A 26,859-nucleotide genomic window follows, 5' to 3' on the forward strand; every position below is an offset into this window, starting at 1 on the left:
GGGGGTTCAATCCTAAATCCTAAATCATAAATCATAAATCAAGAAATCAACCAGTACATGTTAGCAAATAAAATAAAAAACATCATCCCCGACGCGGAAATCGACGAAAGCGGCATCCTCACCGTGACCGTGCCCCCTGCCAAGTACAGGGAACTGGCACTCCGGCTGAGGCACGACCACGACCTCTCCTTCGACTTCATGATCTGCATGACGGGAATGGACTGGGGTGACTCCCTCGGGGTGATCAACCTCTTGCAATCCACCGCTCACGAGCACAAACTATTCCTTAAAACCTTCACGACCGACCGGGAAAACCCGGAACTGCCCACCGTGTCGGACATCTGGGCCACGGCAAACCTGAACGAACGCGAAGTCTACGACTTCTTCGGTATCCGCTTCATCAACCACCCCGACATGCGACGCCTCTTCCTGCGGAACGACTGGGTTGGCTACCCGTTGCGCAAAGACTACAACGCCGACCCCGAAATAAACCCCGTGCGGCTGGAAAGTGAAGAAACGTTGGACGCCGTCCCCACCTTCGAATCCGACACCCAGGACGGGGAAGTCAGCGAGAAAGAAAACATCCTCTTCGAAGAAGACGAATACGTGGTAAACATCGGACCGCAACACCCCGCCACCCACGGCGTGCTCCGTTTCCGAGTATCCCTCGAAGGAGAAATCGTGAAAAAGGTAGACGTCAACTGCGGATACATCCACCGGGGCATCGAAAAACTATGCGAAAGCCTCACCTACCCGCAAACGCTCGCCCTGACCGACCGACTGGACTACCTTGCCGCCCACCAGAACCGCCACGCCCTCTGCATGTGCATCGAAGAAGCCATGGGACTGGAAATACCGGAACGCGTCAAATACATCCGCACCATCATGGACGAGCTCAACCGCCTCTCCTCCCACCTCCTCTTCTGGTCCTGCCTCTGCATGGACATGGGAGCGCTGACCGCCTTCTTCTACGGCTTCCGCGACCGGGAAAAAGTGCTCGACATCATGGAAGAAACCACCGGGGGACGCCTCATCCAGAACTACAACGTCATCGGCGGCGTGATGGCCGACATCCACCCGAACCTCATACACCGGATCAAAGAATTCATCAAATACCTCCCCCCCATGCTCAAAGAATACCACGACGTATTCACGGGCAACGTCATCGCCCAACAACGTCTCAAAGGCGTCGGCATCCTCAAAAAAGAAGATGCCATCAGCTACGGGGCAACCGGACCGACGGGACGCGCCTGCGGGTGGTCATGCGACGTGCGCAAACACTCGCCGTACGGAGTCTACGACAAAGTCGATTTCAAAGAAATCCTCTACACCGAAGGCGACTCCTTCGCCCGCTACATGGTACGCATGGACGAAATCCTCGAATCACTACATATACTGGAACAACTGGTAGACAACATCCCCGCGGGCGACTACGCCGTGAAGACCAAACCGCTCATCAAACTGCCGGAAGGTCACTACTTCAAAAGCGTCGAAGCCAGCCGCGGAGAATTCGGTGTCTACCTCGAAAGCCGGGGCGACAAATACCCTTACCGGGTAAAATTCCGTTCCCCCTGCCTGCCACTGGTATCCATCGTCGACCTGATCACCAAAGGCGGTAAAATCGCCGACCTCATCGCCATCGGCGGTACCCTCGACTACGTTGTTCCGGACATTGACAGATGACAAAGAATGTAGAATTTAAAATGTAGAATGTAGAATGAAACGACTACCCCCTCCGACTCCCCCTTACACGGGGGGAGAGCCTAACGCGAGAAACTGCTTCAATGTAACAATGAAGCGCCTCCTCCCCCTGTGCAAGGGGGAGCCAGAGGGGGTAGTTGCCGCGCCAGCCCTGTGCGGCCGGAATCTAAAATTTAAAATCTAAAATCTAAAATTAATCAGGCCCCGTGCGGCCGGAATCATAAATCACAAATCATAAATCTAAAATCGAAACATGTTTGATTTCTCAACAATAACACAATGGGTAGACGAACTCCTAAGGAGCTTCCTCCCGCACGCGGCCGCCACGCTGGTCGAATTCATCCTCGTCGGGCTTTGCCTGCTCGTGGGATACGCCGTGATCGCCCTCGTGCTGATCTACGTGGAACGTAAAGTGTGTGCCTTCTTCCAATGCCGTATCGGACCGAACCGCGTGGGCCCCTACGGCATCATACAAAGTGTCGCCGACATGATCAAAATGTTGACCAAGGAAATCATCGACATCAACCACGTCGACCGCTTCCTGTTCAACCTCGCCCCCTTCGTCGTCATCATCGCGTCGGTACTGGCCTTCGGCTGCATCCCCTTCGCGAAAGGACTGCACGTCATCGACTTCAACGTCGGCATCTTCTTCCTGATCGCCGTCTCCTCCATCGGCATCGTGGGAATCCTGCTCGCCGGATGGGCCAGCAACAACAAATACTCCCTCATCGGGGCCATGCGAAGCGGTGCGCAGATGATCAGCTACGAGCTATCCATCGGGCTATCCATCCTCACCGTGGTCGTCTTCACCGGAAGCATGCAACTCTCCACCATCGTCGACAGCCAGGTAAACGGGTGGCTACTATTCAAAGGACACCTCCCCGCCTGCATCGCCTTCATCGTCTACATCATCGCCGGAACCGCCGAAACCAACCGGGGGCCCTTCGACCTGCCGGAAGCCGACTCCGAACTAACCGCAGGCTACCACACCGAGTACTCCGGCATGCACTTCGGCTTCTTCTACCTCGCCGAATACCTGAACATGTTCGTCGTCGCCTCCGTGGCCAGCACCCTCTTCCTGGGCGGGTGGATGCCCTTACACGTCCCCGGCTGGGAAAACTTCAACCAAATCATGGACTACATACCCTCCATCTTCTGGTTCTTCGGCAAAACAGCCGTCGTCATATTCATCATCATGTGGTTTAAATGGACCTTCCCGCGCTTGCGCATCGACCAGTTACTCCGCTTGGAATGGCGCTACCTGCTGCCGATCAACCTCATCAACCTGTTCCTGATGGTAATCATTGTCGTATTTAAACTACACTTTTAAAGACGAAACTATGAAGAGCATTATAAAATACATCACCACCTTCTTCAAAGGCCTCCTCTCCCTGCTGACCGGAATGAAAGTCACGCTACGGGAATTCTTTACCAAGAAAACAACGGAACAATACCCGGAAAACCGGGCCACGTTGAAAATGTTCGACCGATTCCGCGGTGAACTGGTAATGCCTCACGACGAAAACAACCACCACAAATGCATCGCCTGCGGCATCTGCGAGATGAACTGCCCGAACGGCACCATCAAAGTCACCTCCGAACTCGTCACGGACGAAGCCGGCAAAAAGAAAAAAGTACTGGTAAAATACCGCTACGACCTCGGCCGCTGCATGTTCTGCCAACTCTGCGTGAAAATGTGCCCTCAACAAGCCATCGAATTCAGACCCACGTTCGAACACGCCGTCTACACGCGCAGCAAACTGGTAAAATACCTACACGAGGAAGGAATGTAAAATGTAGAATTTAGAATTTAAAATGTAGAATTTAAAATGAAAAGAACTACCCCAAAACACCGCGATGCCATCCTCCCCCTGTGTAAGGGGGAGTTAGAGGGGGTCGTCGAGAAGATAAAAGATAAAAGATAAAAGATAAAAACTAAAAGATAAAAGTGAAAACCAAAAGCGCCAGCCCGTGCGGCCGGAATCATAAATCATAAATCATAAATCTAAAATCTAAAATCATCATATGAGTACAGCAGAACTACAAGAAACGGTCTTCTTCATCCTGGCAACAGTCATCGTTGTCTTCTCGATCCTGACCGTGACAACCAACCGAATCTTAAGATCGGCCACCTACCTGCTATTCGTGCTTTTCGCCACTGCCGGAATATACTTCCAGTTGGAATACTCATTCCTGGGAGCGGTACAGCTAACGATCTACGCCGGGGGTATCATCATCCTGTACGTGTTCTCGATACTGCTCACCACGCCCGACAAAAGCAAAGTCAGCAGACTAAAGAACAGCAAGATGTTTGCCGGACTGATCACGGCCCTCGCCGGAACGGCAATATGCGTCTACATCACCTTAATGCACTCCTTCGGTCCCTCCCGCTTCGTGGGCGGAGAGATCAACCAGAAAGTCATCGGGACCGCCTTGATGGGCACGGAGAAATACCAATACCTCCTCCCCTTCGAAGTCATCAGCGTCCTGTTATTGACCTGCATCATCGGTGGGATCATGATCGCGAGAAAAAGATAACGAAAAATATAGAATGTAAAATGTAGAATGTAAAATGAAAAAACAACTACCCCCACCGACTCCCCCTTACACAGGGGGAGAGCCTAACGCGAGAAACCGCTTCAATATAACAATGAAGCGTATCCTCCCCCTGTGCAAGGGGGAGTTAGAGGGGGTAGTTGCCGCGCCAGCCCCGTGCGGCCGGAATCATAAATCATAAATCATAAATCCAAAATCATAAATAGCACATGGAACTACACATGGAATACTACCTAGTGATCAGCACAATCATGCTCTTTGCCGGAATCTACGGGTTCATCACCCGAAGAAACCTGCTCGCCGTGCTCATCTCGATCGAGTTAATCCTGAACTCGGTGGACATCAACTTCGCCGTGTTCAACCGCTACCTCTTCCCCGAACAACTGGAAGGCTTCTTCTTCACCCTCTTCGCCATCGGTGTTTCCGCCTGCGAAACCGCCGTCGCCATAGCCATCATCATCAATATATACCGGAACATCCGCAATATACAGGTGAAAAACTTAAACGAACTGCGAGAAGAAGAAGATAAACAATTGAAAATTGAGAATTGAAAATGAAAAAACAACTACCCCCACCGACTCCCCCTTACACAGGGGGAGAGCCTAACGCGAGAAAGCACCGCGATGCAACAGCGCCGCGCCTCCTCCCCCTTCCCAAAGGCCGAGCGATGGCCACCCAAATACACCGCGATGCCATCCTCCCCCTGTGCAAGGGGGAGTTAGAGGGGGTAGTTGCCGCGCCAGCCCCGTGCGGCCGGAATCTAAAATCAAGAAATCATAAATCATAAATCTAAACATGGAATACACAACCTTAATACTAACCCTACCACTGCTAACCTTCCTAGCGTTAGGCCTGCTGGGCACGAAACTAAAGCCCGCCACCGCCGGATGCATCGGAACGTTATCCCTGGCGATATGTGCCCTGCTCGCGTACATGACGGCATGGCAATACTTCTCTATGCCCCGGGTAGAAGGCGTACGCCTCCCCGTCACACCCTTCAACTTCGAATGGCTGCGCTTCACGCGCCACCTGCACATCGACCTCGGCATCCTGCTGGACCCCATCTCCGTCATGATGCTCGTCGTCATCACCACCGTATCCTTGATGGTACACGTCTACAGCTTGGGATACATGCACGGGGAAAAAGGATTCCAGCGCTACTACGCCTTCCTCTCCCTCTTCAGCTTCTCCATGCTGGGACTCGTCGTGGCCACCAACATCTTCCAGATGTACATCTTCTGGGAACTGGTGGGAGTTTCCTCCTACCTGCTGATCGGCTTCTACTACACCAAACCCGAGGCCGTGGCCGCCTCCAAAAAAGCCTTCATCGTCACCCGCTTCGCTGACCTCGGCTTCCTGATCGGCATCCTGCTGCTCTCCTTCTACACGAAAACATTCTCGTTCCAACTGCTCACCTCGGGCGACACCTCCCTCTTTGCCGGGGCTGCCGGAACAACCTTCATGGGATGCTCCGTGATGAGCTGGGCCATGGCCTTGATATTCATGGGAGGAGCCGGGAAATCGGCCATGTTCCCGCTACACATCTGGCTGCCCGACGCCATGGAAGGACCGACCCCCGTGTCGGCATTGATCCACGCGGCCACCATGGTCGTTGCCGGAGTCTACCTCGTGGCCCGCTTGTTCCCCGTCTACTACTTCGAGGCACCCGAAGTACTCGTGCTCATCGCGGTCGTGGGAGCCGTCACCTCCCTCTACGCCGCGGTAGTCGCCTGCGTGCAGACCGACATCAAACGCGTGCTGGCCTTCTCCACCATCTCCCAGATCGGCTTCATGATGGTCGCCCTCGGTGTCTCCGGCATGGAAGGACACGAAGGACTGGGATACATGGCCTCCATGTTCCACCTCTTCACCCACGCCATGTTCAAAGCCTTGCTATTCCTCGGCGCGGGTGCCATCATCCATGCCGTCCACAGCAACGAGATGAGCCACATGGGCGGACTTCGCAAATATCTGCCCGTCACGCACGCCACCTTCCTCGTCGCCTGCCTCGCCATCTCGGGCATACCCCCCTTCTCCGGGTTCTTCAGTAAAGACGAAATACTCACGGCCGCCTTCATGTTCAGCCCCGTGCTCGGCGTCGTGATGAGCTTCATCGCGGCCCTGACGGCATTCTACATGTTCCGCCTCTACTACAACATATTCTGGGGCAAAGAAAGCACCCACGAACACACCCCGCACGAGGCCCCGAAAAGCATGACCCTGCCCCTCGTCTTCCTCGCCGCGGTAACACTCATCGCCGGGTTCATACCCTTCGGTAAATTCGTCAGCAGCAACGGCCTCGCGTACACCATCCACCTCGACTGGACGATAGCCACCGCCAGCATCATCATCGCCGCGGCATCCATCGCCCTCGCCACCTGGTTCTACAAAGGCTCGAACCCCGTACCGGATCGCCTGGCCACCGCGTTCAGCGGCCTGCACCGCGCCGCCTACCGACGGTTCTACATGGACGAACTGTACCTCTTCATCACGAAACGCGTCATCTTCAACCACGTATCCCGTCCCATCGCCTGGTTCGACCGCCACGTCATCGACGGCTCGCTCAACGGCCTGGCAAACGCCACGCGCCGGTTCTCCTACTCCATCCGGGGACTACAATCCGGACAAGTACAACAACACGCCTACGTGATCCTCCTCGGCTCCCTGTTGATACTAGTTGCAATTTTATTAATAATGTAGAATTTAGAATGTAGAATGTAGAATTTAAAATCATAAATCTAAAATCATAAATCATAAATCACAAATAATATGAACTTCTTATCACTATTCGTCCTAATACCAATACTCACCATGTGCGGGCTATTCCTATCCAGAAACCTGCAACAAATACGTGTAGCGGTAGCCACCGGAGCCTCCCTCCTGCTGGCCTTGGCCGTCGGGTTGGTATTCGCGTACCTGGGAGAACGGGCAGCCGGCAACACCGCCGAAATGCTCTTCACCGCCAGCACGATCTGGTACGCCCCCTTGAACATACACTACTCCGTGGGAGTCGACGGCATCTCGGTAGCCATGCTGCTGCTATCCGCCATCATCGTCTTCACGGGCACCTTCGCGTCCTGGAAAATGGACTTCCTGCAAAAAGAATACTTCCTGTGGTTCAACCTCTTGACCATCGGCGTGTTCGGGTTCTTCATCTCCGTCGACCTCTTCACCATGTTCATGTTCTACGAGGTCGCCCTCATCCCCATGTACCTCCTGATCGGCGTCTGGGGTAGCGGGAAAAAAGAATACGCGGCCATGAAACTCACCCTGATGCTCATGGGAGGATCGGCCCTGCTGCTCGTGGGAATCCTGGGCATCTACTTCCACTCCTCCGCCACGGGAGCGCTCACCATGAACCTCCAGGAAATCGCGCGGGCCCACGCCATGCCCGAAAACCTGCAACACTGGTTCTTCCCGCTCGTCTTCATCGGCTTCGGGGTACTCGGCGCGCTATTCCCGTTCCACACCTGGTCGCCCGACGGTCACGCCTCCGCCCCCACGGCCGTCTCCATGCTCCACGCCGGGGTACTGATGAAACTCGGGGGATACGGCTGCTTCCGCGTCGCCATCTACCTCATGCCGGAAGCCGCCAAAGAACTCTCCTGGATATTCATCATCCTCACGGGCATCAGCGTCGTATACGGGGCCTACTCCGCCATCGTGCAAACCGACTTGAAATACATCAACGCCTACTCCTCCGTCAGCCACTGCGGGCTCGTACTCTTTGCCATCCTCATGCTCAACCAGACGGCCATGACGGGAGCCGTCATGCAAATGCTCTCCCACGGCCTGATGACCGCCCTCTTCTTCGCCCTCATCGGCATGATCTACGGGCGCACGCACACCCGCGACATCCGGGAAATGGGCGGACTCATGAAAATCATGCCCTACCTCGGCGTCTGCTACGTCATCGCCGGCCTTGCCTCCCTCGGTCTCCCGGGACTCAGCGGATTCGTGGCTGAAATGACCGTCTTCGTCGGGGCCTTCCAGGAAACGGACACCTTCCACCGGGTATTCACCATCATCGCCTGCACGTCCATCGTCATCACGGCCGTGTACATCCTGCGCGTGGTCGGCAAACTACTCTACGGGAGCGTGGTCAACGAACACCACTACGCCCTCTCCGACGCCAACTGGTACGAACGCTTCTCCACGACCATACTCATCATCGCCATCGCCGGCATCGGACTGGCCCCCCTGTGGCTCTCCGACATGATCCGGACCTCGCTTGACTCCGTACTCGCGGCGCTGGGAAGAATGTAGAATTTAAAATTTAAAATTTAAAATTTAAAATGCAGAATGCAGAATGAAACAACTACCCCCTCCAACTCCCCCTTACACAGGGGGAGAGCCTAACGCGAGAAACCGCCGCAATGCAACAGCGCCGCACCTCCACCCCTTTCCCAAGGGCCGAGCAATGGACACCCAAATACACCGCGATCCCATCCTCCCCCTACCCAAGGGCCGAGCGATGGACTTCCAAATCCACCGCAATGCCATCCTCCCCCTGTGTAAGGGGGAGTTAGAGGGGGTAGCCCCCGCGCCAGCCCCGTGCGGCCGGAATCTAAAATTTAAAATCTAAAATCATAAATCATAAATCAAAATGGTCTACACGAACTTCTTACACATGCAACAGGAAATATCACTCGTCGCGGTGATCGTCCTACTCCTCATCTACGACATATTCGGCACCCCGAAAAGCTTGAAATACATACAACCGGTAGCCTGCCTCCTCGTGGGCATACACATCCTGTTCAACATCTGTCCCACCCCGGACGTCACCGCCTTCGGGGGCATGTACCACAACACGGCCATGGGCAGCGTCATGAAAACCATCCTCGGCATCGGCACCCTGCTCGTCTTCATGCAAGCCAACAACTGGCTCTCCGGCGAGCGCGCCATCATTCGCCGCGGTGAATTCTACATGATCACCCTGGCCACCCTGCTCGGCATGTACTTCATGATCTCGGCCGGCAACTTCCTCATGTTCTTCATCGGCCTCGAAACGGCCTCCATCCCGATGGCCACCCTTGCCGCCTTCGACAAATACAAACAACAATCGGCCGAGGCCGGTGCCAAATACATCCTCACCGCCGTCTTCGCCTCCGGCCTGTCGCTCTACGGCATCTCGTTAATCTACGGCACCGCCAGCACGCTCTACTTCGAGGACATCCCCGCCGGGCTCAACGGCAGCCCCCTCCAACTGATGGCCTTCGTCTTCTTCTTCGTGGGACTGGGCTTCAAACTCTCCCTCGTCCCCTTCCACCAGTGGACGCCCGACGTCTACGAGGGAGCCCCCACCAGCGTCACCGCCTACCTCTCCGTCATCTCCAAAGGCGCCGCCGCGTTCGTCCTCATGACCATCCTCTACAAAGTCTTCGCCCCGCTCGTGAACGAATGGCAGACCATCCTCTACTGGGTCATCGTCGCCTCCATCACCCTGGCCAACCTCTTCGCCATACGCCAACAGAACCTCAAACGCTTCCTCGCCTACTCCTCCATCTCCCAAGCCGGGTACATCATGCTGGGCGTCATCAGCGGAACGGCCCTCGGTATGACCGGACTCGTATACTACGTGCTCGTCTACATGCTCTCCAACCTCGCCGCCTTCGGCGTCATCGCCGTCGTGGAACACCGCTCCGGTAAAATCACGATCGACGACTACAACGGGCTATACGCCACCAACCCCCGCCTGAGCTTCGTCATGATGCTGGCCCTCTTCTCGCTGGCCGGAATACCGCCCTTCGCCGGATTCTTCAGCAAATTCTTCATATTTGCCGCCGCCGCGCAACAGGGATACTACGTGCTCGTCTTCATCGCCCTCTTGAACACCATCATCTCCCTCTACTACTACCTGAGAGTCGTCAAAGCCATGTTCATCAACAAAAGCGAGCAACCCATCGCCCCCTTCGCCTCCGACAACTACTCCCGCGTAAGCCTCGTCATCTGCAGCGCCGGAATCCTACTCGTGGGACTCCTCAGCATCGTGTACGAGAGCATCGGAACTTACAGTTTTGGAATGTAGAATGAACTGATTTATGATTTATGATTTATGATTTATGATTTATGATTTATGATTCCAGCCGCACAAGGCTGACGCGACAACTACCCCCTCTGACTCCCCCTTACACAGGGGGAGAACATGCTGCACTGTTACATTGCGGCAATTTCTCGCGTTCGTTTCTCCCGGGGAGGAGGCGCAGCGCTGTTACATTGCGGCAGTTTCTCGCGTCCGTTTCTCCCCCTTCCCAAGGGGGAGTTAGAGGGGGTTCAATCATAAATCCCAAATCATAAATCCAAAATCCAATCTCTCTCTTTATTGCAAAACCACCCGCGAAACATTCTCACTAAACGTAATACATGGATCATCAACAACTAGAGACTTAAATAACTCCACTTTTTCAGGAGTACAACACACCAAAGATACATCCACACAATTCTTATCCGTCAATATCCCAAAAGTATTTATACCCACCTTTTCTATTAACCCAGGCCTATCACCCAAACAAGATTTTATCTTGTCATCCACGTCCTTCAAATACCGATACGAAATCGCACATGGCAATACAACAACCTCGTCACATCCCGCGAGCTTTCTTATCAACTCCCTCTTGGTAGTATCTGTCGTCAAAATCACGGGCTTCCCCGCGTCATTAATATACGTTCCCCCGTAATACCGCGGATATATTACCTCCTCTGAAACACATGTCACCGAAATCATCTTTTTGAATCTATCCAGTACAAAAACAGCCTCATAAACCTTATCCCTACCCCCCTCCTGATTCATCTCCCCTTGAACCTTTACACGCTCCTTTCTTGCCTCACAAGACACCCCCCCCAATAACCCGACCAAACAAACAAAACAACCGAACCTACTATTTTTCATATTCTATTCTTTTAGCTTAAATTCTTTCATAACCGTATCGTTAAAACATTCCCGGGGGGACCCTTCCCTACCCCAGCACCTCCTCCGCCCCGGGCGCAACACGCAAATAGATGGAACGAGTGTACTCCTCCACGTCCGGGCACTTGAAATAAGGATAAATATGCACCACCGTCTCCGGGGAAAGAGGCTCCCCGCCCGGTCCCGCGGGATCGGGTAGCGTGAACGTGGCCGTCCCGTCGCCGCGGGTCACGGCGGGCAGGTAAAGCACGCGTGGCGCGTCCGGCAGGCAGTCGTAAAAATAGCCCATGATCAGCGTGTCGCCGTCCCTCGCCTCGTCGAGAATCCCGTGGCGGCGCCATTCGAGGGTAAACGTCCACCCGTCGCGGCACACGCGGGTATAAAGCGGCACGGCAAGCCACCCGACGCTGAACATGAATGCCCGAAAATTCTCCACCCCATGCTCGCCACAGGCCGAAGCGTTCACCTTGTGGCATAAATTAGGCGCGCTCATGGAAGTATCCTTGGCGAAAGGTACCCACGAATTGGCTTCCGCGAGCTTCCGCAGGAGGGTTTTCACGAGCCTATCAACAAACTTGAAAACATTCGTCAGCAATTGTTGCCTTGCCGATCGGTTGGCGTGACGCCGATCGCGCGCCTCCGTCGACCCGGCGGGTCGCTTGCTGGCACACTGACATTCCTTGCCCTTCCGGTAATAAGTCGTGATGCCACCGGAACGGGTGGTCGACGGTTGCCGGAACGGTGACGTCATTTTCTTTTTTTTCTTCTTCTTTTTCTTGCTCATGCTGCCTCCTCTTAAATGATTTAATAAACCTCCAATAATGCTTAATCACACCTTCATGTCAAGTTTACAATTTTTTAGGGTAATTACCAAATCGTGAACGATAAGTCACCGAACTACTCCGGTAACTTTCCGGTGACTTTCCGGTGACTTTCCGGTAACTTACCGGTAACTAACAGAACGAACAGTTGACCTATCACGAAGATAGCTAGCCTTTTGTATGCCAAACGTCCGTCACCCATCTCTTCATCGGCGGACGACATATAAAACATGTTAAATTTTATTAAAAATAAATTTATTTTTCCTTGTCCAAGTCGAAAAAGGGTCCTACCTTTATCTCGTTCTTTCCTCGATGCGTGGGGAAAGGCCTTTTGAAATATTCAACTAATATCTGAAAGTATGGCACGAATAAAATCCACCAACTTTTACCAGAAGAGCGGGAAAGTCGCTAACGAGGTTTTCTCCAATTTAGGCAACGGCGAAGTCGGTTGCCGCGCCAAGAACAGCAAGCAAGCGCCCTTGAACGAGGAACAGAAAATCAACGCGTCGGGATTCTCGGCTCTCAACACGGAGGTACGGTACCTGAACCCGGTGCTCCGCGTGACCTTCCCCCGCGACTCGAACGGAACGAAATGGGCCAATCGCTTCACGAGCGTCAACAAGAAACGCGAGGGCGTGTTGACCACCACGAAGATTAACCCCGACACGCCCGTCAACCCGAAGAAAAAAGCCAACGAGGAGTACACCAGCGAGATCGACTGGACGCGCGTCCTTTTCGCCGCCGGACCGTTGCTCGCTCCATCCGTGAACGCCAACCGGACCAACATGAGCCGCAAGCAGATCCTCGCCGAGAAGACCAGCTTCCAGTCACGTGTGACGCCCCTCTCCGACGCGGACACCCCCGCCGTGACCGCCGAGGAGGGCGAGATGTACAACATTACCCTCACGCAGGTAGCCAACGTTTACGAGGGTGCCTACTGCTGGACGAACGACCGCGTGTACACCGTTATCTACAGCCCCGACGACCATTTCGCCCTCGTCAAGCAACTACGCGACAGAGGCGATGGTGGCATAACCTCCATCGCCATCCCTTCCTTCGTCAAGCCGGAAAACATCCACGTCTACAGCCTGGCCATGACCGCCGACGGGAAAATCACGTCCAATTCGGTTCACTCCAGGCTGGGAGAATGAGTTGGATTTTTGATTTATGATTTTTGATTTATGATTGAACCCCCTCTGGCTCCCCCTTGAGAAGGGGGAGGATGGGCTTCATTGTTACATTGAAGCGCGTTCTCGCGGTAGTCTCTCCCCCTGTGTAAGGGGGAGTCGGAGGGGTAGTCGGGAAGCTAAAAGTTAAAAACTCTCGTCACCCTCCCACAAATTTTTGTCACTTCTAAGATAACTCATGGGATAGTTCTTCGCTTGATATATAATTTCTTTTACTTTATAAAACTTTCCATTTTTATCAATTTGATAATGGCAATCGATACGTTGTCCTTGTATGGAAGAAAAATCTTTTGTTATATTCCATTCTTTTCCAGTTAACGCTTTTATCCATGTCACCATGATTTTTCTATTGGTATCTATTCTCCATTGTTTTAAACACAAACGATTTTCTGTGCCCCCGTCATAAATTCCAGCTTCCAAGAAATCTATCAATTTACCATTGTTGTCGTACGTGACTAGCAATTGTTTTCCCGGATCAGAAACACCTATTTCCAACGCGACAATACAATAATTATCGAAGTCCGAAGCAAATTTCCGAAAGATTGTAACTTCTTCGTCATAATCGTTGCGTTCCGTCAATCCCAAGTTCGCGTAAGTGAAGACAGGTAGGTGCTCGTATTCTTCTTTCGTTATAGCATAGCCTGGCTTACCCCAAGGTGCTCTCCTTATGCATTCAAAGGGTAGTTCTGCATATGGTGTACGTTGCAATTTTTCTTTTACACTGAATGTCCCATCGTTTAGCGAGGAAAATAATAAAATTAAAATTCCTAGTATCAATTTCATGGCTTTAGTTATTAATTATTGGTGACTGGTCTTGCTGGTTGTGTAAATCATAAAAATGACAATTCCCCAATTGAGCGAGAAAAACGAGTAATATTAAATTGTATTTGTTCATGTTGAGTGAGGTGTACTTGTACGAGAATCAGTCAAAAATGCTTCATACAAAATTTGTATCTGTACCTTCTGCACCATGAGGTGATATTTTTCATTCTGATATAATAATATTCTATAAATCTGATTTGATATTATTTCAAATCTTGGTAAGAAACCATGACGATATGTTTTACATTCTTTATATCATGCTCGTCTTCCGCTATTTCTGTTTTCAATAGTTGTTTCAATTCTTGTTCTATCTGGAACAACCTATCCGGGGTCATTTTAAGAAATACGGGGTCGGTGTTTCTTACCGTGAACTCAAGTTCAACCGGATTTCCTTTCTTATCCGCGACAACCCAAATTTGTAAAAAAAATCCCACTTTACCCTTGATACAATCCCATTCGCTGTCGGTAAGATTTTTTCTAAACACAGAGTGAAGCTCTTCTTGGGTAAATTTAATGGGCCTTGCCACAAATCTTGCCCAGGAAACAACTTCTCCATTATCAAAATAAACATGTTCGCTCGTGTCTACATTGTTAACGTTTCTAATGATCGTGGTTATTCTAGTATCTTTCATGTAACAGTAACTAGCTTGTTTACCCATTATAGTGTCATTAGAGATACTGGAGTACAAGGGTTGGTTTAGCTCTGAAACCTTTAGTACCGGTATTAAAAATAGTAGTAATAATAATTTCATGATATTTTCATTTCTTTTTTTTCATGGTTCCTGTTGCTAGTATTTAAAATGAATGTAACAAAAATAAATAAAATCATGACAATTACAATATCCAAGTTGAGCGGGGAAGACTTTGTCCTTACTATTTATCTAAAATGAGCTGACAGAGAATGGATTTAGGATTTTAGATTTATGATTCCGGCCGCACGGGGCTACACACTTTTAGTTTTTAGCTTTCCCAACTACCCCCTCTAACTCTCCCTATTCTTATGATTTATGCAAATATTTCATGAATAAACAGGGGTATAAAATTGATCTTTTTTGATGACAGCAAACATTCTCGCGATCAGCTTTGCCCTGATCGCGTTAATGACCGTCATCTTGTTCTTTCCTTCCTTAACCTTTCTCTCGTAATACGCCTTTAACTCACCAGACTTCCTTCCCGTGATCGACAAGGCAGCCATGTGTAACAACGTCTTGATTTGCTTGTTCGCCCGCTGGGATACCTTGTTCCTGGAATGTTGACTGCTTCCCGAGGTGTAACGGAAAGGTGCTACCCCGGCATGACAGGCGAACTTGCGGGGATCATCGAAGCGCGTGAACGCTTCTGTCTCGATGATCAAGCAAAGGGCGACACTCGGCCCAACCCCCTCGACTGATAGCAACAACTCCCGCTGACGCCAGAGAACACGGCAGGAACGGATAATTGTCTCGACGAGTAGATCGATATCTTTGATCAATTTTTCCAGCTCTTCTATCAACCGTTCCAGTCTTTGAGCCTTCTCTTGATAGACTCGATCAAGCATGAACTCTCGTTGGTCGGAGAGTTGCCCCTTGTACTTGGCCAAGTCCGACTTGTAAAGGTCTTGCTCGTTCCTTAACTGCTTGAGGCGCTCGATCTCTTCCCGAGGACGCTGGTAATAACGAGCGTTGTCACTGAAACGAGAGGCGTAGCGAGCGATTCGGTGAGCATCGACCTTGTCATTCTTCCCACGTGAGAAGCCCGAAGAATACTTGATCTGCGCTGGATTTTCAAGCCATAAACCACAAGAGAGAGACTGGCAAGCGATTGACAGGGGGAAGGTGTACTGCCCCGTGTGCTCGGCACAGACTAGCAGGTTATCGATCGAGGTTTTAAAATCAACCAAGAACGTTTCCAGGAAACGACGTATCGACGGGATGTTATTGTTTACTACTTCTTCAAGAACTATCGTGCCGTTTAGCAACACGCAAAAATCAAGTTTCTTTTTACTAACGTCTACCCCGATAAAATAAAAGTTTTCCATATCTTTGTGTTTAGCAATTTGAAGAGGGAAAGGATATTGAACGTCACCTAAAAACCTTAACAACAAGAAAGTTAATTTCTTATACAGGTCCCCGTTCAAGAAAGCCAAGGTGTCCAAATAGGGGGATGAAGCTGTTTTCAAACACAGCTCACGGTTCACACCTCGGTTTCCTTTCTTTCAAATTAGTTCATACTTTACAAATATAAATATTACTTTTTTATTCCATTTACTTTTCATGATACAAAGCTAAGGTTACACAGGGGGAGGATGGGCGGTGCTGTGGCATTGGGGGGGAGTGCGTCCGTTTCCCTGGGGGGAGGATGGGCGGTGCTGTGGCATTGAGGGGGAGTGCGTCCGTTTCCCTGGGGGGAGGATGGGCGGTGCTGTGGCATTGAGGGGGAGTGCGTCCGTTTCCCTGGGGGGAGGATGGGCGGTGCTGTGGCATTGAGGGGGAGTGCGTCCGTTTCCCTGGGGGGAGGATGGGCGGTGCTGTGGCATTGAGGGGGAGTGCGTCCGTTTCCCTGGGGGGAGGATGGGCGGTGCTGTGGCATTGAGGGGGAGTGCGTCCGTTTCCCTGGGGGGAGGATGGGCGGTGCTGTGGCATTGAGGGGGAGTGCGTCCGTTTCTCCGGGGAGGACGCGCGGTGCTGTTACATTGAGGCGGTTGCTCGCGTCCGTTTCTCCCCCTTCCCAAGGGGGAGCCAGAGGGGGTTCAATCTAAATTTTAAATTCTAAATTCTAAATTAAAAATAAAACCCTAGGTTAAAATAAAACTCCACCTTTTCCGACCAGTCGGAGAAACTGAAGATCAGATCAATCGGTCCCAGCATCGAGTCGCGGGAATACCCGATGCCCCCACCCCATATACCTTTACGGCCGAAGAGGTCGAAGAAGTTGTCGTCCTGCAGGGCATAGTTGCCGGTAAGGGAGAGGTAGTGCTTGTGGCCCATGCGCTGGCGGAGTTGCAAGCGACCCACGATGACGGCGTTCTCGAAGACCTCCACGCGGTTGATTCCCGCGAAAGGCATCTGTTGCGCGTTGTAGCGTCCGAATTCCGTGCCCCCGAGTTGGTTCAGATAGGAGTAGGCGGGATCGTGACCGATCAGCACCCGCCCGTACGCGGAGGGGAGCATTTTCAAGCGGTCGGAAAGGGAAAGCACCGGGCGGAAGCGAATCGAGAGGGCGGAGAAGGGCGATCCCCCGTCGTACGTGGCCAGGTTGTCCGTGTACAGCGAGTAGGCCGCCTGCAGGGAGATGCCCCGGGTGGGATAAAAGCGACGATCGTAGGTGTCCAGTTCCGCCACCCCGTAATAGCTGAAAAAGCCCTCGGGGCGGACGCTCATGACCTCGTCCTCGTTGGAGAAAAGCAGGGAGTTGTAGTCGAAATACTCGTAGCGCAATCCCACTTTGAATTTGAAGTTCCGCAGGTAGAGGCTGGATAATCCCAGCTCGCCCATGTGGTAACGATAGGTCACGTTATTCGTCTTGCGCCCCTTCCGGTAGTAGTTCACGTCATTGTAGCGGAAGAGGTAGGCGAGGTTGAAGCCGCGCAGGAAGGTGTTTTCCAGGGAATATTCCAGTTTCACGTAAGGGTTCTTGCTCAAGCGTCCGGTCAGGGCGAGTTGCGAGCCGCGCAGGCCCCGGTTGTTTAAGGTCGTGTTGAACAGGAGGGCCGCCATGTCCTCCGTGTCGAAGCGGAAGCCGACGTTCAGCGTGCTCATGGGGTTGGATTGCAGGGTGAGCTCTAGGTCGCGGGGGACGGTCCCCAGCAGGCGGTAGTTCACGGCCGCGAATGCTTTCGTGCCGTACAGGGTGGCTATCTCGCGATGGATGTCGTGCAAGGTGATCTCGCTGTTTTCCTCGATCCGCATTTTCCGGCGCACCCATTCCTCCTCGCGCGGGGAGAGGCCGCGGATGATGATGTTCCGGATGGGGATTTTATCCGGTCGGGGGGCTTGGGGCATCTCGCGGCCCGAGCGTTCGGGTTTCCCGATCAATTCTTTTACCTGCATGATCGCGGGCCATTGTTGCAGGGCAGCCACTTTTCCCCGGGCGAGTAGCGAGTCGATGGAGCGGGCGCTGAAACTGGCGGCCGAGTAGCCTTTCACGTCGGGACGAATGACGAGGTCGGCAAGTTGCACGTTTTCCTCGTGCTTGTTCATGCAGAGGAGGTTGATGATTTGCGGTATCACGCCGGAGACGGACGCCAGCTTGTCTTCCTTCATCAAATCGGCCTGGACGTCGACCCCGATGACGATTTCGGCACCCAGGCGGCGGGCCACGTCTGTCGGGAAATTGTTCAGTATACCCCCGTCCACCAGCACGCGGTTGCCCGTTCGCACCGGGGTAAAGACACCGGGGATGGCCATACTCGCCCGCATGGCCTGCACGAGGTTCCCGCTGGTCATCACGATCTCTTCGCGTTGGAAGAGGTCCGCCGCCACGCAGGCAAAGGGGATGGGCAGTTGCAGGAAGTCGAGGGAGTCGTGGTAGCCGACGGTGAGGTCGGAGAAGAGGTTGTAGACGTTTTGCCCGCTGATGAATCCCGAGGGACGCTTTTTCCCCCGGTCAAAAGGGAGGGAAAGGAGGTACTTGCCGTCCTGTTCCTTTTCCCCGAACGGGAGGTCGTAGCGGTTCACTTTATCGCTTAGGAGGAACATCCAGTCCTGCACGCGCACGAGGCTGTCCAGTTGGTCGGCCGAGTAACCGATGGCGTAGAGTCCGCCCACGATGGAGCCCATGCTGGTACCCACGATGACATCCACGGGGATGCCCGCTTTTTCCAACACTTGCAACACGCCGATGTGTGCCACGCCTTTCGCTCCCCCACCGCTCAGGACGACACCCACTTTTTTCCGCTGTGCCTCTGCGGCGAGGGGTACGAGTAGTAGCAACAAGCCGAGGCAGAGGAGGCGTCGGAGGGTCGGGATGCGGGAAGTCGCGGGGCTGGGGAGTGGCAGATGTTTCATTAATGTAGAATTTAGAGTTTAGAATTTAGAATGAACCCCCTCTGGCTCCCCCTTGGAAAGGGGGAGGACAAGCTACATTGTAACATTGAAGCGTCTTCTCGCGTTCGTCTCTCCCCCTGTGCAAGGGGGAGTTGGAGGGGGTAGTTAAAGCGTTGGCTCCGTGGGTGGAAATCATAAATCATAAATCCAAAATCTAAAATCATAATGCTATTCGGTTTTATATGATTCAACAAATATACGAGAAATTATTACAGGATATGTAACTTCACGCCAAAGGAGAGGCTGAGGATGTCCCACGTTTTCACGTATTTGTTCGTGGCGCTGCTGATGATGTAGAGGTCGCAGGTGCTCAGTTCGTAAAATGCCGTGACGCGGCGGAAGGGGGAATGAGGCCCGAGATCGATGGCTATTCGCTGGCCGGCGAAGACGTGGAAGCGTACGCGGGTGGAGAATTTATAGTAGTTATTCGGGTATTTTTCCGGTTCCTTTACCCAGAAGTCATCGGAGAGGATGGTGTTCATGTACAAGCCCGTCACGAGGGGTTCCAGCCACCATTTGCCGCCGAGAGGGAGTTCCCAGGGCGCGTAGTTTTGTTTCAAGGTGAAGGTTACTTTTGCCTTGTTGGAAGAAAAACGAGGTACGAGGCCGAACATGATTTCCGTTTCCCATTGCTTTTCTCGACCGTAATCCCAGCCGACGCCGAGGGAGAGGAATCCCATGGATCCGGCATATTGTATGTTCTGGTATTTCGGGATCAGACGGTTCCACCCGGAGCGGTACTGCTGCAATTTACGCTGGTGGCGTTCTGCCCGTCGTTGCGCCCGGTCGTCCTCCGTCATTCCCGACACGATGGTTGTCATACCCATGAAGAGGGCCACGATGCCGACCCTAATAATAGACCACTTCATACGCGTATCCTCCCGGAGTTAAAGTGAATAACAGGTAGTTTTTGTCTTTCATGGCGGCGCAACCGATGTACGGGATCCCGTCGTTGAATAGTTCTTCATGAAGCAGCGAGTGACTGTGCGCGTGCAAGCAGAACTCCATTCCCGGGAATTCCTGTAACAGGAGGTGAAAGCCGCGGGCCACGTTGTTGTTGAATTCGACGTTGAAGGGTTGCACGTGCATGACCGGAATCGTGCGGGGGCAGCCCACCGTGTCCTGCAGTTCGTTGTACATGAAGGTGAAGTCGGGCACGGGGTGCGAGTAGTCGAATTCCAGAGCATTGGTGTTCAGGCAGATGAATTTGGTGTTCCCCGCCCGGAAGGAGAAGTTTTCGTCCCCGTACACTTTCAGGAACACGTCCATCCCGTTGCCGAGGATGTCGTGGTTCCCGAGCAGGGCCACGTAAGGCACTTTCAGTTTTTCCATGATGTCACGCACCCAGAGGAATTCTTTCGTCAAGCCGAAATCGGAGATGTCGCCGCCATGGATCACGAAGTCGACGTCGTCCCGGTTGTTGAGGGCTTTCACGAAGGCTTCCGTTTCGTCGTACCAGCGCTGGCTGTCGCCCATTAACACGAAGCGCAGGGTGTCTTTTCCCTTGCAGCTCTCTTCTATACGGGCGATGTTTTTCGCGTTTATACCCGTTTGCCCGTGTAAACGGACGTCATACGGGTGGTATTCGATTAAATCACACCGATATAGGAGGAGTAGTATGCCATACAAAATTACTTTTTTCATGCAATATCCAGTTTATGTTTTCGGTAATGCAAAAAGCAGACCAAATTATTTGGGGGGGAGTTGGGGGAATGGAACACAGGGGCTACCCCCTCCGACTCCCCCTTGCACAGGGGGAGGGTGGAATACTACGCGGATTGGGGGTTAGGCCGGGAGGAGTGTAGCACGGGTGTAGGAGATTAGGTCTTTGGGGTTCAGGCGGATTTGTAGGCCCCGGATGCCGGCGCTGATGTAGATGTATTCGAACTTCAGGCAGCTAGCGTGAATGAAGGTGGGGAATTCTTTTTTCATGCCGATGGGTGAGCATCCTCCCCGGATGTAGCCGGTAACGGGCAATAATTCTTTCATCGGGATCAAATCTGCTTTCTTGTTCCCGGATTCTTTGGCTGCCACTTTTAAGTCCAGTTCGTGATCACCCGGGATGACACAGACGAAATAGCCATTTCGATCCCCGTGTAGCACTAAGGTTTTGAATACCTGTTCGATGTTCTCGCCCAGTTGTGCCGCCACGTGAGTGGCAGCCAAATCATTTTCATCTACCTCGTAAGGGATGAGCTCGTAGGGGATTTTCGCTTTATCGAGCAAACGAGCGGCGTTGGTTTTGTTTATCTTGGCTTTCATTTCTACACGTTTTTACTTCCATGCAAAAGTAATGAATCACCGGGGAATTGAGGTGAAGTACGGGCGATTTCTGATATGAAAGTTGTATCATTAAACGAACGTTTATTGAGTGTGTAAATGTACGTATTTTTTTAACTTCATACTAGCTATATTGCTTATTTTTAAAATTCTCAAGATCAATTAGAAAGCGAGATGGGAATTAACAATCCGCATTTTATTGGCACTTAGGTATATGAGATATTATTAAACGTTCATTTAATGAACGCGCAATATTGCCACACAAATAGCACGAAACACTTCATGAAGTTAGAGATACAGCCGCTTATTCTTATTGCAGAAGATAACGAAAGCAACTATTTGCTTTTGTTCGCCCTATTAAAACGAGATTACCAGATTATCCACGCACGCGACGGTATTGAGGCGGTCCGGCTATTCAAGAATTCTTCTCCCGATATCATATTGATGGATATCAAAATGCCCCGCTTGGATGGGCTTACTGCCATGCAAGCCATCCGGGAGATAGACGAGGAGGTTCCGATTATTGCTGTCAGCGCCCACGCTTTCGAGCAGGACAGGCGAACGGCTTACGCGTGCGGGTGTAATGCTTACGTGACGAAACCCGTGGATATTCATGAATTAACAAGCACTATTTCGCTCCTGCTTTCGATCAAGGAGCATCACGATTCTATTTAACCGGAACCCATTTCACGGCATTGGCAAAGATGAATTGCACGGATTCGCCATCCCATCCGCGAGTATCATTATTGTCGCGGGACAAAGAATCACCGCCGCGATCGCTTAAGAAGACGCTGTATTCACCGCGATCGAAGTTGAACACTCCCAAGGAGATCCATCCCGGTTGCTCGTCATCCAAAAACAATTCCACGTCGGTGACGTCGTCGGCGGAGGTCACCCGGTAAAAAAGTCGGGCTCCCCCGATAAAAACTTTACGGGCGGAGGTGGCTTCCACGTTCGGGAGGTAGGCAAACACTTCGTATTTCCCGGGGGTCTCCACGTTCACTTTCCATTCCACTTGGGATTTCCCGGCTCCGGCCATTTTGTAGTAAGCGCTTTTCACGATATCGCCGTAGCATTGGGGATCCAGGACTAGGGTCCAACGATCGTGGTCGTAGATGTAATGATATTTTTTCCCGTGCTGTTCGGTGGAAAGGTAAGCGGCCAGTTTTCCCTTCCGGTTTTTCTCGTGAATGCTAAAACCGGGGTCCTCGGCAGTCACCACTATTCCCGGTTCTTCGCGAGTGAAGAGGGTGCTGTCCGTATCCCAAATGCCCGTTTCCGCGTCGCGCGTCTTGGGTATGTTCTCGGACGAGGTCCATTCCAAGGTTCGTTCACCGGGAAGGTTCTGGCTGAGGTTCATTTCCAGGGCGAACATATTGCGCGTACCCAGATCGGCCCGGATTTCTTTGCACGTGTGCCCGGGGATCAGATAGTTACGGAGGCCGGAGCCGTGTTCGTTGTCGCCCATGGAGTAGGTTGCCACGCTAAGCGTCACTACGGCCGGGGAGGATGTAGGGTTGTATATTTTGCAACTGCCGATGTTTTTAGCCTCCTCGCCTTCTTCGTATAATTCGACTTTCATGTCCCGGAGGAATAATGCCGGTAGTTCTTTGCTGTCGTAATAGTAATCCAGGATTTCCCGGAGGTTGACGTGGAAACGAGCGTTAAATTCCCGCTCAAGTTGTTCGAATGGCGGGTAGGCGAAGAGATGGTTTTGCTTGAATTGCTTCATGAAATGGAATAATTCCCGCTCCCCGACGAGGGCTTGCAGGTGTTTTTGTATCAATCTATACTTTTTTCTCAGCAGTGTTTGTAATCGATCTCCTTCTACTTCCTGGTCCGCGAAAGCCTCCCGCATGGATTTTTCCTGCCAATAGGTGATGATTTCGGAATCACTGACTTCCTCTCCTATGTAGACCATCGGCCCGTTGAAGAAGTCGACCTTGGCCAAATCGTTGACGATGGCGCCAAAGCCCGGGTATTGGTCGGATTGCAGCACGCCCATGAAATCGCCGAACTGGGCCGAACAATCAAAGACGCCCGCGAGTAAGTTTATGACGAACACGTTGCGGAGTTCTTCCATCTCGAGTTCGAAACGGGTTCTTTCATCCTCGCTTCCCGGCCATAAGCCCACGTGCATGTAATACCCGAGGTACATGTTCTCGGGGTAAAACTGGATCTCCGGTTGAACGAATTCACTCCCCGTGAGGCCTTTCCGCGAGTGGGGGACGAAATTCGCCGGTGTTTCGACCAAGGTAAATTTGCGGTAAGGGTAATCCCCTCCTTTTATCTCCCGGATCTGGCTTACCGGATCTTCCAAGAGGAGTCGGGCGGAGTCTTTCAGGCAGGTGTAGTCCCGCGTGAAGAAGTCATGCCCGGGGAAATAATACAATTCAAGGGTCAAGGAGTCCAAGACGATGGCCTCGCGTTCGTACGTTCCGATCGCGAGGGTTAGGGAGGGCAAGGGTTGGTGGTTGGTGAAGATGGCGGTGTCGCCATTGGTTGTCATTTTCCCTTGCGAAATAGCCACCCGCTGCCCGACATTCCCGACTTTCAGGCGGTAACGGGTGAAATCATACTGCCGGGCCAAGGGGGTGTTCACGTTCACGGGGGGAATGGCAACGGGGTACCACAAGCATTCCGGGAAGAGCAACGTGTAGTTGTCCCCAACACGGGCAAAACATCTTCCGTGCCGGAATCGCGAATCGTATCCCCGGAAGAAGCACCGCAAGCGGGTGTCATGAAACTCCTCGTCCGTGAAATCGGGGAAACAAACGGCCTCGTCAATCGGCCCCTCGTAGGTTAGGCGTACAAGAGTTTCCTCGCCGGGAGGCAGGGGTGTTTGCAAGATAATCGCTTGGCTTTCCCGGTGGTAAGGCAACTCTTCGTTGTCATGCCCCCGTAAGGCTGTTACGCGTAGTCCCGGGTTCAGGTAGAGCACGGGGGTCGGCAAGGGTTGCGGGCCTTCGTTTGCCAAGAGCAGGGTGCTCTCCCCTATCATTTTATTTCCTTCTTGGCGGAAGTAGATATCGTGTGTTTTCACGCGAGTGCCTTTTATGTCTACATATTTTTGGAATATATCCCGGTAGGTGGCTCTGCGGCTGTTGATTTCGTGGAATTGGGCGTAATAGGTTCCTCCCAGCACGAGGCCGAGCAGTATCAACGCTCCTCCCCCGGCTCTCACTTTCCACAGGGTAGCGGGCCGCTCGGAGAGGCGCGGCATCATTCCCGTGGCAAGCGTGATGAGTCCCAGGCCCAGGAGAAGGAACATGCCCCGTTGCAAGATCAACCACACCGGGCGGGTCATTCCCGTCACATCCGAGAATAATAGCGGCTGCACGCGTCCCCAGGGGTCGACGGTTCCCCACAGTAAGTCCGCGGTACCGAAGTAAAAGGCGGCGAAGAGGGAGAGTAGTATCAAGATGGCCAAGGGATGGTTTTTTACCCGGTTGGCCACGATTAAAGCTATGCCCAAGACGAAGGATAAGGTGGGCAAGGTGAGCAGGAAGAGGTAGACGAGGTAAATTTTCAATTGAAATGTTCCCGGTTCACCGAACAGGAGATGGAAGGTTATTCCCAAGGCCATCGTGATGAGGTTCAGTATCAAGCAAACTTCCACGATTCCCAATACTTTTCCCGTTTGGTAAGCCAGGTTGGTCACCGGACGGGCTGAGAACACAGCATTCGTTTCCAAGCGCCGGTCTCTCCACACGAAGTCGATGCCGATGAAAATCACGATGATGCCTTGCAGCAGGTTATAAAACCAAGCATTCCAAAAAGGGATGAACGAGGGCAAAGCTCTGTTTAACCACCGCGAGCTGCCTAATCCCTCCCCTTGCCATATCCAGTGCGAAAGCGTGATGCCGATGATCACGCAAAAGGCGAATATCCAAAACAATTTGTTTCTTATGATCAGGCGCCGCTCGTAACGGGCTACCAGGGGTGTATTTTCAAATGACATAGGTGTTGTTTTACGTGTGATAATTTTGGACAAAGGTATGCTTTCTTGGGGAGATTGCAAAGGGGGGGGGGGGGGGAGTTGGAGGGGGTAGTTTTACGGGAAGAATTTCACAGGCCGAGTGACACTTTTCAGGCAGTTGGATGTTTTGAGGGAGAACTAAAATTAAAACTGTATGTTACATTTCAAAACAATCGCACTGTTATTTTCCATTACGCTGATCGGATGTACCTCTTCGCCTCACGCGTGGCAAGGGCAATCCGGTAGTAAACGAGTATTTATCGAGTTAGAAACCACACCGGACGGGACGTCTCAAGCTTTCCTATCACTTCCGGAACAATGGGTTGAGAAGGCAAAAGCCGACACGCTTGTACTTTCGGACGAGGGTATTCTCGCTATCTTTAACCGGGAGAATATTCGCTTTGAAGGTTTCTTCCGTTCCGGCAAGGATTCTATTCAAGCAGAAGTAACGACCTACGGGAAGAGACGGGAATTCGCTCTCGGGAAAGTCGATAGCCTGCAGCCGGTCTATTTTGCACAAAATCCACACCCACCTTATCCTTACCGTTCCGAAGATGTCAGGTACGCATCGTGTGATTCGATACAAGTGGCAGGCACGCTGACGATTCCGCGAGGCAAAGGTCCTTTTCCCGCAGCCATTATCATATCCGGAACCGGGAAACAGGATCGGGACGGGACTTTTTCCGGACACAAGCCATTCTTAAAGATCGCGGATTACCTGACCCGACAAGGATTCGTCGTGCTACGAACCGATGACCGGGGAACCGGGGAGACCAACGGGGTATATGAAGAGGCTACGACGAGCGATTTTGCTCGGGATGCCCAAGCGGGGATCGACTACTTGAAACAACGGCCGGAGGTAGACGCCAAGCGCATCGGGGTGATCGGACATAGCGAAGGCGGGCAGGTGGCACTCATGTTGGGAGCCGATTCGCCGGATGTGGCATTCGTTATCTCTCTCGCGGGTGTGGGCGTTGACGGGCTGCAGATTTTAAAACTACAAAATGACGCTATCTTACGCACGACTCCCGGGATGACGCCGGAGCGGGTTGATCAGTTCATGAGTCTTTTTAATACGCTGTTTGACAAAGTTCATGCCGTACCTTTGGATGAGCCGTTGGACGTTCCTTTGCGGCAGGCTTTCGATCAATGGGTGGCACAACAGGATGAAGCCACGCTGAAAGCCGTCAATTTTAATGACGGGAGAGACGAAATGTTTTTCAGTCGTTACTTGCGTCAAGCACAAGGACGCTGGTACAGGGAGATGATCAGTTATGATCCGGAAGATTATATCCCTCGCATTCACCAACCCGTGCTGGCGTTAAACGGGGACAAAGATATCATGGTGCCCGCGAAAGAAAACTTGGCATCCATCAAGCAACTGCTGGATAAAGGTGGGAATACGCGGTACAAGATCGTGGAATTACCCGGTTTGAACCATATGTTTCAACGCTGTAAAGAGTGTACCCGGGAGGAGATTCCCGATCTGGAAGACGTGTTTTCTGAGGAGGCGTTGCAAATTATGGGGGATTGGTTGCGAGAGAATATTAAATAAGGCGCTTTTCAGCGCCTTATTTAAACT

General features: G+C 52.2%; 22 protein-coding genes. 11 read left to right on the top strand and 11 right to left on the bottom strand.

All coding sequences use genetic code 11. The features are described from left to right. The first annotated feature begins 57 nt into the window (after nt 1-57). The 8 genes from D8S85_RS07130 (at nt 58) to D8S85_RS07165 (ending at nt 10,285) form a co-directional block, all read left to right on the top strand. Nucleotides 58-1,683 carry an NADH-quinone oxidoreductase subunit D-related protein gene (locus D8S85_RS07130; protein WP_106480109.1) on the top strand — a complete coding sequence of 542 codons (1,626 nt, stop codon included), beginning with the start codon at nt 58-60 and terminating at the stop codon, nt 1,681-1,683. Between the two features lie 271 nt (nt 1,684-1,954). Further along, the gene (gene nuoH, locus D8S85_RS07135) at nt 1,955-3,031 is read left to right on the top strand and encodes an NADH-quinone oxidoreductase subunit NuoH (RefSeq protein WP_106480110.1); all 1,077 of its coding nucleotides are present in this window, start codon (nt 1,955-1,957) and stop codon (nt 3,029-3,031) included. Between the two features lie 10 nt (nt 3,032-3,041). After that, a complete protein-coding gene (locus tag D8S85_RS07140) occupies nt 3,042-3,494 on the top strand; it encodes a 4Fe-4S dicluster domain-containing protein (protein WP_106480111.1) in 453 nt (150 codons plus the stop codon). 232 nt (nt 3,495-3,726) lie between these two features. Beyond that, nucleotides 3,727-4,239, top strand: a complete 513-nt coding sequence (locus D8S85_RS07145) for an NADH-quinone oxidoreductase subunit J family protein (RefSeq protein ID WP_106480112.1) — start codon at nt 3,727-3,729, stop codon at nt 4,237-4,239. Nucleotides 4,240-4,478: 239 nt separating this feature from the next. Next, complete coding sequence (gene nuoK, locus D8S85_RS07150; RefSeq protein WP_106625006.1) at nt 4,479-4,808, top strand: NADH-quinone oxidoreductase subunit NuoK; 330 nt, start codon at nt 4,479-4,481, stop codon at nt 4,806-4,808. Between the two features lie 244 nt (nt 4,809-5,052). Further along, nucleotides 5,053-6,957 (top strand): NADH-quinone oxidoreductase subunit L, encoded by a 1,905-nt coding sequence (gene nuoL, locus D8S85_RS07155; protein ID WP_106480114.1) that lies wholly within the window; start codon nt 5,053-5,055, stop codon nt 6,955-6,957. A 69-nt stretch (nt 6,958-7,026) separates the two neighbouring features. Then, complete coding sequence (locus tag D8S85_RS07160) at nt 7,027-8,523, top strand: complex I subunit 4 family protein (RefSeq protein WP_106480115.1); 1,497 nt, start codon at nt 7,027-7,029, stop codon at nt 8,521-8,523. Between the two features lie 340 nt (nt 8,524-8,863). Beyond that, a complete protein-coding gene (locus D8S85_RS07165; RefSeq protein ID WP_127074918.1) occupies nt 8,864-10,285 on the top strand; it encodes an NADH-quinone oxidoreductase subunit N in 1,422 nt (473 codons plus the stop codon). Nucleotides 10,286-10,576: 291 nt separating this feature from the next. On the opposite strand, the gene D8S85_RS07170 is transcribed toward D8S85_RS07165, so the two are convergent. From D8S85_RS07170 to D8S85_RS21470, 3 genes are all read right to left on the bottom strand, one after another. Next, nucleotides 10,577-11,146, bottom strand: coding sequence for a hypothetical protein (locus D8S85_RS07170; protein ID WP_106480118.1), 570 nt, complete (start codon nt 11,144-11,146; stop codon nt 10,577-10,579). Between the two features lie 67 nt (nt 11,147-11,213). Then, nucleotides 11,214-11,948 carry a hypothetical protein gene (locus D8S85_RS07175; protein WP_106480119.1) on the bottom strand — a complete coding sequence of 245 codons (735 nt, stop codon included), beginning with the start codon at nt 11,946-11,948 and terminating at the stop codon, nt 11,214-11,216. Nucleotides 11,949-12,061: 113 nt separating this feature from the next. After that, entirely contained in the window at nt 12,062-12,217 is a 156-nt protein-coding gene (locus D8S85_RS21470; protein WP_172726482.1) for a hypothetical protein, read from the bottom strand. 127 nt (nt 12,218-12,344) lie between these two features. Here D8S85_RS21470 and D8S85_RS07180 point away from each other — a divergent pair, with 127 nt between their 5' ends. Next, nucleotides 12,345-13,136, top strand: coding sequence for a hypothetical protein (locus tag D8S85_RS07180; protein ID WP_106480120.1), 792 nt, complete (start codon nt 12,345-12,347; stop codon nt 13,134-13,136). Nucleotides 13,137-13,298: 162 nt separating this feature from the next. On the opposite strand, the gene D8S85_RS07185 is transcribed toward D8S85_RS07180, so the two are convergent. The 7 genes from D8S85_RS07185 to ybaK form a co-directional block, all read right to left on the bottom strand. After that, nucleotides 13,299-13,955: a hypothetical protein gene (locus tag D8S85_RS07185; RefSeq protein WP_106480121.1), complete on the bottom strand. Its 657-nt coding sequence runs from the start codon at nt 13,953-13,955 to the stop codon at nt 13,299-13,301. 242 nt (nt 13,956-14,197) lie between these two features. Beyond that, nucleotides 14,198-14,746: a hypothetical protein gene (locus D8S85_RS07190; protein WP_106480122.1), complete on the bottom strand. Its 549-nt coding sequence runs from the start codon at nt 14,744-14,746 to the stop codon at nt 14,198-14,200. A gap of 266 nt (nt 14,747-15,012) precedes the next feature. Beyond that, a complete protein-coding gene (locus D8S85_RS07195) occupies nt 15,013-16,011 on the bottom strand; it encodes an IS110 family RNA-guided transposase (RefSeq protein WP_106625029.1) in 999 nt (332 codons plus the stop codon). Between the two features lie 742 nt (nt 16,012-16,753). Further along, nucleotides 16,754-18,979, bottom strand: a complete 2,226-nt coding sequence (locus D8S85_RS07200; protein WP_106480123.1) for a patatin-like phospholipase family protein — start codon at nt 18,977-18,979, stop codon at nt 16,754-16,756. A gap of 248 nt (nt 18,980-19,227) precedes the next feature. Further along, a complete protein-coding gene (locus tag D8S85_RS07205; protein ID WP_106480124.1) occupies nt 19,228-19,887 on the bottom strand; it encodes a hypothetical protein in 660 nt (219 codons plus the stop codon). After that, nucleotides 19,868-20,662, bottom strand: a complete 795-nt coding sequence (locus D8S85_RS07210; RefSeq protein ID WP_106480125.1) for a metallophosphoesterase family protein — start codon at nt 20,660-20,662, stop codon at nt 19,868-19,870. The genes D8S85_RS07205 and D8S85_RS07210 overlap by 20 nt, the downstream gene beginning before the upstream one ends. Before the next feature lie 141 nt (nt 20,663-20,803). After that, nucleotides 20,804-21,280 carry a Cys-tRNA(Pro) deacylase gene (gene ybaK, locus D8S85_RS07215; protein WP_127074919.1) on the bottom strand — a complete coding sequence of 159 codons (477 nt, stop codon included), beginning with the start codon at nt 21,278-21,280 and terminating at the stop codon, nt 20,804-20,806. A 300-nt stretch (nt 21,281-21,580) separates the two neighbouring features. Between ybaK and D8S85_RS07220 the strand changes: the two genes are divergently transcribed. Further along, nucleotides 21,581-21,973: a response regulator gene (locus D8S85_RS07220; protein ID WP_106625007.1), complete on the top strand. Its 393-nt coding sequence runs from the start codon at nt 21,581-21,583 to the stop codon at nt 21,971-21,973. Here the strand turns inward: D8S85_RS07220 and D8S85_RS07225 are convergent. Next, nucleotides 21,966-25,259, bottom strand: coding sequence for a golvesin C-terminal-like domain-containing protein (locus D8S85_RS07225; protein WP_106480127.1), 3,294 nt, complete (start codon nt 25,257-25,259; stop codon nt 21,966-21,968). The genes D8S85_RS07220 and D8S85_RS07225 overlap by 8 nt on opposite strands. A gap of 172 nt (nt 25,260-25,431) precedes the next feature. Here D8S85_RS07225 and D8S85_RS07230 point away from each other — a divergent pair, with 172 nt between their 5' ends. Beyond that, on the top strand, nt 25,432-26,832 hold the full coding sequence (locus D8S85_RS07230; protein ID WP_106480128.1) for an alpha/beta hydrolase family protein: 1,401 nt from the start codon (nt 25,432-25,434) through the stop codon (nt 26,830-26,832). Nucleotides 26,833-26,859: the final 27 nt, after the last annotated feature.

The sequence above is a fragment of the Butyricimonas faecalis genome (assembly GCF_003991565.1).
Taxonomy (GTDB): Bacteria; Bacteroidota; Bacteroidia; order Bacteroidales; family Marinifilaceae; genus Butyricimonas; species Butyricimonas faecalis.